At 72.9% G+C, this 10,378-nt stretch carries 11 protein-coding genes; 7 read left to right on the top strand and 4 right to left on the bottom strand.

Annotation, left to right across the window (positions count from 1 at the left end; genetic code table 11):
• The first annotated feature begins 185 nt into the window (after positions 1-185).
• Positions 186-959, top strand: a complete 774-nt coding sequence (gene cobF, locus CCN72_RS01665) for a precorrin-6A synthase (deacetylating) (protein WP_086806023.1) — start codon at positions 186-188, stop codon at positions 957-959.
• A gap of 35 nt (positions 960-994) precedes the next feature.
• Here the strand turns inward: cobF and CCN72_RS01670 are convergent, their stop codons facing one another.
• Entirely contained in the window at positions 995-1,786 is a 792-nt protein-coding gene (locus tag CCN72_RS01670) for a cobalt-precorrin-6A reductase (RefSeq protein WP_086806013.1), read from the bottom strand.
• A 196-nt stretch (positions 1,787-1,982) separates the two neighbouring features.
• On the opposite strand from CCN72_RS01670, the gene CCN72_RS01675 reads away from it, so the two are divergent.
• Entirely contained in the window at positions 1,983-2,894 is a 912-nt protein-coding gene (locus CCN72_RS01675; RefSeq protein WP_086806014.1) for an oxidoreductase, read from the top strand.
• Here CCN72_RS01675 and CCN72_RS01680 read toward each other — a convergent pair.
• The 3 genes from CCN72_RS01680 to CCN72_RS01695 all read right to left on the bottom strand — a co-directional run bounded on the left by CCN72_RS01680 (position 2,891) and on the right by CCN72_RS01695 (position 6,791).
• Positions 2,891-3,670 carry a sulfite exporter TauE/SafE family protein gene (locus CCN72_RS01680; protein WP_086806015.1) on the bottom strand — a complete coding sequence of 260 codons (780 nt, stop codon included), beginning with the start codon at positions 3,668-3,670 and terminating at the stop codon, positions 2,891-2,893. The genes CCN72_RS01675 and CCN72_RS01680 overlap by 4 nt on opposite strands.
• A gap of 54 nt (positions 3,671-3,724) precedes the next feature.
• The gene (locus tag CCN72_RS01685) at positions 3,725-5,233 is read right to left on the bottom strand and encodes a long-chain-fatty-acid--CoA ligase (protein ID WP_086806016.1); all 1,509 of its coding nucleotides are present in this window, start codon (positions 5,231-5,233) and stop codon (positions 3,725-3,727) included.
• A 370-nt stretch (positions 5,234-5,603) separates the two neighbouring features.
• A complete protein-coding gene (locus tag CCN72_RS01695) occupies positions 5,604-6,791 on the bottom strand; it encodes a thiolase family protein (RefSeq protein ID WP_086806017.1) in 1,188 nt (395 codons plus the stop codon).
• Positions 6,792-6,932: 141 nt separating this feature from the next.
• Here CCN72_RS01695 and CCN72_RS01700 point away from each other — a divergent pair, with 141 nt between their 5' ends.
• The 5 genes from CCN72_RS01700 to CCN72_RS01720 all read left to right on the top strand — a co-directional run bounded on the left by CCN72_RS01700 (position 6,933) and on the right by CCN72_RS01720 (position 10,279).
• Positions 6,933-7,757, top strand: coding sequence for an alpha/beta hydrolase (locus tag CCN72_RS01700; RefSeq protein WP_086806018.1), 825 nt, complete (start codon positions 6,933-6,935; stop codon positions 7,755-7,757).
• A gap of 139 nt (positions 7,758-7,896) precedes the next feature.
• Entirely contained in the window at positions 7,897-8,373 is a 477-nt protein-coding gene (locus CCN72_RS01705) for a Dps family protein (RefSeq protein WP_086806019.1), read from the top strand.
• 29 nt (positions 8,374-8,402) lie between these two features.
• Positions 8,403-8,747: a DUF3140 domain-containing protein gene (locus CCN72_RS01710; protein ID WP_086806020.1), complete on the top strand. Its 345-nt coding sequence runs from the start codon at positions 8,403-8,405 to the stop codon at positions 8,745-8,747.
• 36 nt (positions 8,748-8,783) lie between these two features.
• Positions 8,784-9,431: an endonuclease gene (locus CCN72_RS01715; protein ID WP_086806021.1), complete on the top strand. Its 648-nt coding sequence runs from the start codon at positions 8,784-8,786 to the stop codon at positions 9,429-9,431.
• A 44-nt stretch (positions 9,432-9,475) separates the two neighbouring features.
• Entirely contained in the window at positions 9,476-10,279 is an 804-nt protein-coding gene (locus tag CCN72_RS01720) for an SAM-dependent methyltransferase (RefSeq protein ID WP_086806022.1), read from the top strand.
• Positions 10,280-10,378 lie beyond the last annotated feature (99 nt).

Raw genomic sequence — 10,378 nt, forward strand, 5'->3', positions numbered from 1 at the left:
GTACGGGGTGGATCTCGCCGGGGCCGTCCGGTGGGCGCGGGAGCTGGCCGGGAGGGTGGCGGCGGGGGGCGAGCCCGTGGACGCCGTGGTGGAGGCGCCCAGGCTCGGGCCCTGACGTCCCGCCCGGTGGCGGCCGTGCGGAGCCGGTGGGCGCGTTGTCAGTGGCGTACGGCAGACTCGGTGGCGTGCGAGAGATTCATGTCATCGGTATCGGCGCGGGCGACCCCGAGCAGCTGACCCTCCAGGCGGTAAGGGCGCTGCGCGGCACGGATGTGTTCTTCCTGCTCGACAAGGGCGAGGAGAAGAGCGATCTCACCCGGCTCCGCCTGGACATATTGGGCACGCACCTGCCCGAGGGGTCGTACCGGGTGGTCGAGGCCCGGGACCCGGAGCGGGACCGCAAAGCGGGCGGTACGGCGTACTCACCGGCCGTCGGGGACTGGCGCAGTGCCCGCGCCGGTATCTATGAGCGGATGATCGTCGAGGAGTTGGGCGACGACGAGACCGGCGCGTTCCTGGTGTGGGGTGATCCGGCGCTGTACGACAGCACGATCGGGATCCTGGACGAGGTGCTGGCGCGGGGCGCGGTCTCCTTCGCGTACGACGTGGTGCCCGGTGTCAGCAGCGTCTCCGCGCTGGTCGCCCGCCATCGCACCGGACTGAACCGGGTGGCCCGGCCCGTGCAGATCACCACCGGGCGGCGGCTCGCCGAGGGCTTTCCGGAGGGGGTGGACGACGTGGTGGTGATGCTCGACGCCCACCAGTCCTTCCGGCACTACGCGGACGAGGACATCGACATCTACTGGGGCGCCTACATCGGCACGCCGGACGAGATCCTCGTCTCCGGGCCGCTCGCCGAGGCGGGCCCCGAGATCGAGCGGGTGCGGGCACAGGCCCGGGAGCGCAAGGGGTGGATCATGGACACGTATCTGCTGCGGCGGAACCCCGGGGAGCGGTAGGCGGGTTCGGGCGGTCCTCGCGTCGGCTCCTCGGCTTACTCGGCCCGGTCGGTTCCGTCCGGGGCGAGGCCCAGTCGGCGCAGCACCGCCGCCGCATCGGGCACGGCCGTCACCCCTTCCGGTGGCGCCGGGCGGCGTACGACCACCACCGGCAGGCCGAGTTCCCTGGCGGCCGTGAGTTTCGCCGCCGTGGCCTCGCCGCCGCTGTCCTTGGTGACCAGGACCTCGATGCGGTGCGCCCGCAGCAGTTCCCGTTCGTCGGCGACGGTGAACGGGCCGCGCGCGAGGAGGACTTCGGTGTGCGGGGGCAGCGGGGGGTCCGGGCGTTCCACCGAGCGCACCAGGAAGTGCAGGCCGGTCAGCTGGGCGAAGGCGGCCAGGCCGAGGCGCCCGGTGGTGAGGAACACCCGGTCGCCCAGGCCGGGCAGCGCCTCGGCGGCCGCGGCCAGGGACGGGACGTCGTACCAGCGGTCGCCCGGGACGGGCCGCCAGCCGGGGCGGCGCAGGACGACCAGCGGGACTCCGGTGGCCGCCGCCGCGCGGGCCGCGTTCGCGGTGATCGACTCGGCGAACGGATGGGTGGCGTCGACCAGCGCGTCCACCCGGTGCGCCCGCAGCCACTCCGCGAGCCCCTCGGCTCCGCCGAAGCCCCCGACCCGTACCTCCCCCGCTAGCGCTTTCGGCCGGGCGGTGCGGCCGGCAAGGGAGGTGGTCACCCGGACCCCGGCAGAGTGCGTGGCCAGGGCGGCGGCGAGGCGGCGGGCCTCGGCGGTGCCGCCCAGGACGAGGACATGGCGTCGCGGGGGCAGCGGGGACGGTGCGGGCATGAGGCGAGCGTATCGGCAGGTCAGGGGGTGGAGAAACGCGTGCCGGGCCGGCTCGTCCCAGTAGAGTCAACGGCCGGGCGGCCGGTGATGGTTCCCTTGGCGGATGTGACTTTTCGCCCGGCCGATCACCCTGTCGCGCCAGGCCGCCGACGCCTCATACTCCAGGACCTGATCGGCACACGGCCCGAGGAGCAGGGTGAACACAGCGGCGACGGCAGGTACATGGACGCTCGGAGACCTGGAGGTGAACCGCGTCGGCTACGGCGCGATGCGGCTGACCGGCAACGGGATGATGGGGAACTCCGACGGCGCGCCGATCGACCGCGCCGCCGCCGTCGCCCTGCTGCACCGCGCGTTCGAGCTGGGGGTCGACCACATCGACACGGCCGCCTTCTACTTCTCGCCGCTGCGGTCCGCGAACGAGCTGATCAACCGCGCCCTCTCCTGCTGGGGCGGCGACGTGGCCGTGGCGACCAAGGTCGGGCCCGGCCGCGACGCCGGTGGTGAGTGGCAGCCCATGGCCCGCCCCGACCAGTTGCGCGGCCAGGTCGAGGAGAATCTGCGCCAGCTCGGCCGGGACCAGCTGGACGTGGTGAACCTGCGCCGCAACGGCCCCGGCATGGAGTCGATCGCCGAACACTTCGGCGCCCTGGCCGAGTTGCGCCGGGCGGGCCTGATCCGGCACCTCGGGCTCTCGAACGTCCGCCCGGAGCATGTGACCGAGGCCCTGGCGATCGCACCCGTGGTCTGTGTGCAGAACTCCTACGGCCTGGACTGGCGCCGCGCCGACGAGAGCGGCCTTGTGGACCTGTGCGGGGAGCGGGGCATCGCCTTCGTCCCGTTCTTCGCGGTCTCCGGCCTGCGCCGCGAGGCGAGCGCGGGCCGGGAGAGCGACGCACGGGTCCGTTCCGTCGCTCGCGCCCATGGCGCCACGCCCGCCCAGGTCCGGCTCGCCTGGACCCTGCACCGCGGTCCGCATGTGCTGGCCATCCCCGGCACCACCGACCCGGCCCACCTCACGGAGAACATCGCCGCCGGAGCCCTTCGGCTGACCGCGGACGACCTGGCCCTGCTCGACGCACCGGGCGAGAAGGCCGCGGGGAACTAGCCCACCAGAAGCTGGAGTCCGCCCACCACCGTCGCCGCGATCACCAGCCGGTCGAAGAGCCGCTGGTTGATCCGGGGCACGGCCCAGCGGCCGAGCAGGGCACCGGGGACGACGAAGAGCACCAGCGTGGCGTCGAGGAGCAGGGAGCGGGTGTCGATCAGGCCGAGGGCGGCGCTGAAGGGGACCTTGGAGACGTTGACGATGAGGAAGAAGAAGGCCGAGGTGCCGAGGAAGCCCAGTTTCCGGAAGCCGGCGGAGAGGAGGTACATGGACATCACCGGGCCGCCCGCGTTGGCCACCATCGTGGTGAATCCGCCGAGCACACCGTAGGAGCGGGCCTTCAGGCGGCCCGCAGAGGTCGTCACCGCGTCCGGCGCGTCGTCCGCGCCCGCGCTCTCCCGGCGCCGGCGCCACAGGGTGACGCCGGTCATCAACAGCAGGATCGCGCCGATCGAGGTCCGTACGATCCCGTCGTCGGCCCACATCAGGAACAGCGTGCCGATCACCACGCCCACCGCGACGGCCGGGAACAGCCGCCACAGGGTGGGCCAGTGGGCGTGCCGCCGGTACGTGAGGACGGCCAGCACGTCCCCGGCGATCAGGAGCGGCAGCAGGATGCCGGTGGAGGCGCGGGCGGGCAGGATCGCCGCGAACACGGCGAGGCTGATCGTGTTGGCGCCGCTCACCGCGGTCTTGGAGAAGCCCACGAGCAGGGCCGCGAGGGCGAGGGCGGCGAACTCCCAGCCGGATATGTGCCAGAGCGTCATCATGTTCATGCGGGGACCGATGCTATGCGCACGCATCGGTCCCACGCACGGGGCCCCGTGCCGTCAGCCCGCGTACCGCGTCCGCAGCTCCCGCTTGAGCACCTTCATGCTCGGGCCGAGCGGCAGTTCCTCGGCGAACTCCACGCGCCGCGGGTACTTGTGGCGGCCCAGGTGCTCCTTGGACCACTCGATGACAGCGGTGGCGTCGAGGCCGCCGTCCGGTGCCGGGACGACGATCGCGCACACCTCCTCGCCGTGCAGCTCGTCGGGCAGGCCGATGACGGCGACCTGGGCGATGCCGGGGTGCCGTACCAGGACCTCCTCGACCTCGCGCGGGTAGACGTTGTAGCCGCCGCGGATGATGACGTCCTTCTTGCGGTCGACGATGGTGAGGAAGCCCTGCTCGTCCTTGGTGCCGAGGTCGCCGGTGCGGAACCAGCCGTCGACCAGGGCCTCGGCGGTGGCCTCCGGGCGGCCGAGGTAGCCGGAGAAGACGTTGTGGCCGCGGATGACGACCTCGCCCAGCTCGCCGGGCGGCAGCAGTTCGATCCGGCCCTCCACCTCGGCGCGCGCGATCTCCGCGTCGACGCCCCACAGCGGATGGCCGATGGTGCCGGCCCGGGTGCCGAAGTCCGGCTGGTTGACGGTGGCCGTCGGCGAGGTCTCCGACAGGCCGTACCCCTCGTAGATCCGCGCGCCGAACGCGGCCTCGAAGCGTTCGAGGACGGCGACGGGCAGCGAGGCGCCGCCGGAGATGCACACCCGCAGCTCGGGCAGCACATCGGCGTCCGCCGCGGCCGCCGCGAGCGCGACGAACATGGTGGGCACGCCGTGGAAGGTGTTGATGTTCTCCTTCACCATCAGCTCGATCGCGCGGGCCGCGTCGAACCGGGGCAGCAGCACCAGCGTGGCGCCCGCCCGCCAGGTGGAGTTGAGCGAGACGGTCTGCCCGAACGCGTGGAAGAGGGGCAGCGCGCCGAGGGCGATGTCGTCGGGGCGGACGTCGTTGGCGTCGAAGGCGCAGACGGTCGCGTTCATCACCAGGTTGAAGTGGCTGAGCACGGCGCCCTTGGGAACGCCGGTGGTGCCGCTGGTGTAGAGGATCACGGCCGGGTCGTCGGCGGCCCGGGTGGCGTACGTCGTCAGCGGCTCGGCCGCGGCGGCGAGGGCGTCGAACTCCGCGCCCAGGGCGACCACGCGGACGCCGAGGGCGTCGGCCGCGGCCCGGCCGGCCACGGCCTGCGCCGGGTGGACGAGGAGCAGGGTGGCGCCGCTGTCCTTGAGGACGTGCTCGATCTCGCCCGGGGACAGCAGCAGATGGACGGGGACGACGACACCGCCGGCCGCGGCGACGGCGTAGTAGGCGAGCGGGAACTCCGTGGTGTTCGGGGCCATGAGGGCGACCCGGTCGCCCGGTCGTACGCCGAGGCCGGTGAGCGCGCCGGCCTGGGCCAGCGCCGCCTGCCACGCGTCGCCGAAGCTCAGCCGCCGCTCCCCTTCCACGAGTGCGGTCTTGGCGGGGCGGCGCCTGGCGTTCTCGGCCAGGATGGCGGCGACGGACAGGGTTGCCATGGAGTGCGGCTCCGTTTCCTTGCTGAGGCTCGGCACGCCGAACCGGTCGTACGGTCGTTCCCTCGGCGGGAATCCCTCCTCGTCACCAGAGGGATTCCCGCGTCGGACGGTTGCTCAGGGTCTCTCTTCCGGATCTTGTCGGGGTCGGGCGAGAGGGGCCCTTGCCGGCGGCCGACCTGATCCGAAGGAAAGCTCCTAGGGCCTGTCTGACAATTCCCGTCGTCGCCCGGAGGGCGGCCGCGCGGCGTCAGGTGCGTGCTCTCGGGGTGCCGGGCGTAGGCCCTCGTACTGGACGTACTTGGGTCTGCGCCCGGTGCCGCGAGAGTGCGTGCATGGCGTCGCGCGGCAGACGGGAATTGTCAGACAGGCCCTAGTGCCTCTCGACCAGCACCGCGCTGCCCTGGCCCACGCCCACGCACATGGTGGCGAGGCCGCGCTCGGCGCCGGTGCGGCGCATGCGGTGGAGCAGGGTGGTCAGGATGCGGGCGCCGGAGGAGCCGAGGGGGTGGCCTAGGGCGAGGGCGCCGCCGGTGGGGTTGATCAGGCCGGGGTCGATGCCGAGCTGGTCGACGCAGGCGAGGACCTGGGCGGCGAACGCCTCGTTGAACTCGGCCTCCTGGAGGTCGCCGACCTCCCAGCCGGCCCGCGCGAGCACCTTGCGGGTGGCGGGCACCGGTCCGATGCCCATGACGTCGGGGTGGACGCCCGCGGAGGCACCGGCGACATACCGGCCGAGGGACTCAAGGCCCAGTTCGCCGAGGGCCTCCTCGCTGACCAGGAGCAGACCGGCGGCGCCGTCGTTCATCGGCGAGGTGTTGCCTGCGGTGACCGTGCCGCCCGCGCGGTAGACCGGCTTGAGGCGGGCCAGCTTCTCCAGGGAGGTGTCCTCGCGGATGCACTCGTCCTGTTCGACCACGATGCCGTCGGGGCGTTCGACGGGCAGGATCTCGTCCGCGAACAGGCTGTTCTTGCGTGCTGCGGCGGCGAGTTGGTGGCTGCGCAGCGCGAACTCGTCCTGCCGTTCACGGGAGATGCCGTGCCGGGTGGCGACCTCCTCGGCGGTCTCGCCCATGGCGAGCACGCCGTGCAGGTCCTTCATGGCGGGGTTGGTCAGCCGCCAGCCGAGCCGGGTGTCGAAGGTCTCCATGCGGTGCGGCAGGGCCTCGTCGGGGCGGGGCAGCACGAAGGGGGCGCGGCTCATGGACTCGGAGCCGCCGGCGATCACGATGTCGGCCTCGCCCGCGGCGATGGTGCGGGCGGCCGTGGTGACGGCTTCGAGGCCGGAGGCGCACAGCCGGTTGACGGTGGCGCCGGGCACGGACTCGGGCAGGCCCGCGAGCAGGGCGGCCATCCGGGCGACGTTGCGGTTGTCCTCGCCGGCCTGGTTGGCGGCGCCCCAGTAGACGTCGTCGATGCGGGCGGGGTCGAGCGTGGGCACCTCGGCGACCAGCCGGCGGATGACGGCCGCCGCGAGATCGTCGGGCCGGACGGACGAGAGGGCGCCACGCAGCTTGCCGATGGGGGTACGGCGGGCTGCCGCGAAGTGGACGGGACGCACGGCTTCGACTCCTGACCTACGACGGTGTGGATCAGCGGACCGGAAAAGCTCTTAATTAGCACTGCTAGTTTTGGACTATAGACCCAGGAACGCCCCCCTGGGAAGATCCTCCCGAACCGTACCGAGGCAGTTGGAGGAGAGATGCCCCACGTTCGCGCGCACGTCGTCGACGGCACCCGCGGCGAACTCGCCGTCCGCGAGTGGGAGGATCCCACGCCCCGCTTCCTCGCCCTGCTGGTGCACGGGTACGGCGAGCACGCGGGCCGGTACGACGGGCTCGCCGCCGTCCTCACCGGGCACGGGGGCGCCGTGTACGCGCCCGACCACATGGGGCACGGGCGCTCGGCCGGTGAGCGGGTGCTGATCGAGGACTTCGAGGACGTGGTCGCCGATGTGCGCGCCGTGGCCGATCTCGCCCGCGCCGCGCATCCTGGGCTGCCGCTGGTCCTGGTCGGCCACTCCATGGGCGGGCTGATCGCGGCCCGCTACGCGCAGCTGCACCGCCCGGAACCGGCCGCGCTGATCCTGTCCGGGCCGGTGATCGGCGCCTGGGAGCTGCCGGGGCGGCTGCTGGCGCTGCCGGAGATCCCGGACACGCCGATCAGTCCGGGCGCGCTCTCCCGCGATCCGGCGGTGGGCGCCGCGTACGCCGCCGATCCGCTGGTCTGGCACGGGCCGATGAAGCGGCCCACCCTCCAGGCGTTCGCGCGGACCCTGGACGCCGTCGCCGCGGGCGGTGCCGTGGCCGGGCTGCCGGTGCTGTGGCTGCACGGGGACGACGACCGGCTGGTGCCGCTGACCGGCAGCCGTCCCGGTGTCGAGCGGCTCGCCGGCAGCGATCTCACGGGCGGCGATCTCACCGAGCGGATCTTCCCCGGGGCGCGGCACGAGGTGTTCCACGAGACGGTGAAGGAGGAGGCGTTCGCGGAGGTGACACGGTTCCTGGACCGGGCGCTCCCCCGCTGAGCCCAGCGACCGAGACCCGACGGCAACCCGCTGAGCAGGGCTGTTTGCGCCCCCGAACGCGGGGCACCCGCCCTTTCGGACGAGATCGTACGTCGCTTGTGCAAGGCGTACGACGCTGATGAAAGGGGACGTAGGCACCATGACCGTGGTGAAGAGCACGCTGTCCGAGAAGGCCCTCGGCGTCACCGCGCCCGCGCTCCAGGACACCCTGGTGGATCTGCTGGGTCTGTCGCTGGTCGGGAAGCAGGCGCACTGGAACATCGTGGGTCCTCGGTTCCGCTCGATCCACCTCCAGCTGGACGAGGTGGTGGCGACGGCCCGTGCCCACTCCGACACGGTCGCCGAGCGCGCCGCCGCGCTGGGCGTCTCGCCGGACGGCCGGCCCGAGACGATCGCGGCGACCTTCGCGCTGCCCGGGACCAAGGACGGCTGGCTGCGGGACACCGAGGTGGTCGAGCTGATGGTCTCGACCCTGGAGGCGGCCATCGGGCGGCTGCGCGAGCGGATCACGGCCACCGAGGAGGCCGATCCGGTGACGCAGGACCTGCTGATCTCGATCACCGCCGACCTGGAGAAGGAGCGGTGGATGTTCGCGGCGGAGAACCAGGCGCACTGACACCCGTCCCGGAGCGAAAGGGGAGCCCCATGGCCGACGCCCTGGAGACCGAGGCGCTGTGGGAGGACTTTCACCGCGTGGTGAACATGACCTCGGCGGAGCTCGCGGCCTGGCTCAGGGTCCGCGACGCCGAGGAGCGCTCGGAGCCGCTGCCCGACGAGGCGGGCAGCGCGACCGGCCGGCATGTCCTCGCGATCCTCCAGAAGCGCCGCACCGATCTCACCGACGACGACGTCCGCGTGATGTACAAGGTGGTGGACACCGTCGGTGATCTGGTGGACATGGACGACGAGCCGGAACCGGAGCGGGCCCCGGACGACACCCGGCGGCGGCACCGGCTGATGACGCTGGGCCACGATCCGCTCAAGCCGTAGCGGCGGCGGGGGTACCACCGGCGAGGGAGTGACGCGATGAACCGGGACGAACGCGTCGTACGGGAGCTGGTGTCCGGGTACGGGCGGACCTACGCCGAGGAGGCGGGGATCCGGCTGGCGGACACGCCGCAGCCGCTGTACCGGCTGCTGGTGCTGTCGCTGCTGCTGAGCGCCCGGATCCGGGCCTCGGTGGCGGTGGCCGCCGCCCGCGCCCTGCACGAGGACCGGCTGGACACCCCGCGCCGGATGGCCGACGCGGACTGGCAGCAGCGGGTCGACGCGCTGGGCCGGGGCGGCTACCGGCGCTACGACGAGCGGACCGCCACCCAACTCGGCGACGGCGCCGCACTGTTGGACGAGCGCTGGGGCGGTGATCTGCGCCGGCTGCACGAGGAGGCGGGCGGCGACACCGGGGAGCTGAAGCGGCTGCTCCAGGAGGAGCCGGGGGTCGGTCCGGCCGGCGCGGACATCTTCCTGCGCGAGGCGCAGCGCGTCTGGCCGGAAGTCGGCCCCTATCTGGACCGCAAGGCTCTGGACGGCGCGGACCGGCTCGGTCTGCCGAAGGACCCGGAGAAGCTGACCGAGCTGGCCGGGGACACCGAACCCGCCGTGCTGGCCGCCGCGTTGGTGCGGGCGGCGCTCGACAAGGACGTGGCCGAGGACTGCCTCCAGCGCGCCGCGTGATCGTGTCAGACTGCTCTGCGTTCGTTTCGAGCGGAGGGCAGCACATGACGGGGACCGGGCCGAGCACGCCGTACATCGACACCACACGGCCACATCCGGCGCGGGTGTACGACTGGTTCCTCGGCGGCAAGGACAACTACCCCGTCGACGAGGCGCTGGGCCGCCGGATCGCGGCCCTCGACGACGGCGCCCTGCGCGGGGCGCGCGCCAACCGGGCGTTCATGCGCCGGGCCACCCGGGCGCTGGCCGAGGACGGCATCACCCAGTTCCTGGACATCGGCACCGGCATACCCACCGAGCCCAATCTGCACCAGATCGCCCAGTCGGTGACGCCGGACGCGCGGGTCGTCTACGCCGACAACGATCCGATCGTGCTGGCCCACGCGGGCGCGCTGCTGCGCGGCACCCCCGAGGGGGTGACGGAGTACATCCAGGCCGACGCCCGCGAGCCCGGGTCCATCCTCGAACGGGCCGCCGCCGTACTGGACTTCGACCGCCCGGTCGCCCTCTCGCTGATCGCGCTGCTGCACTTCGTCGCCGACGAGGACGGCCCCCATGAGATGGTCGGGACGCTCATGTCGGCGCTGGCGCCGGGCAGTTGCCTGGTGCTGTCGATGATGACGGGCGACTTCGAACCGGAGAACGTGGCGAGGGGCATCGCCGCCTACGCCGCGGGCGGGGTGACCCTGGTCGCCCGCTCCCGGGACGAAGTGGGCGCCTTCTTCAAGGGACTTGAGCTGCTGGAGCCGGGTGTCGTGCCGGTCGCCGAGTGGCGGCCCGAACAGGCCCCGGACGGCGACCGGCCGATCTCCCTGTACGGCGCGGTGGCCCGCAAACCGGCGAGCTGAGCCGCCGGTTTGCGGGCCACCGCGCCGTACAGGGACATCGGCCGGTCGCCGTCCGGGGCCCGTTCGGGCCACCACTCGGCGACCGGCACGACACCCGGC

Origin of the sequence: Streptomyces murinus (assembly GCF_002154555.1) — a bacterium.
GTDB lineage: Bacteria > Actinomycetota > Actinomycetes > Streptomycetales > Streptomycetaceae > Streptomyces > Streptomyces murinus.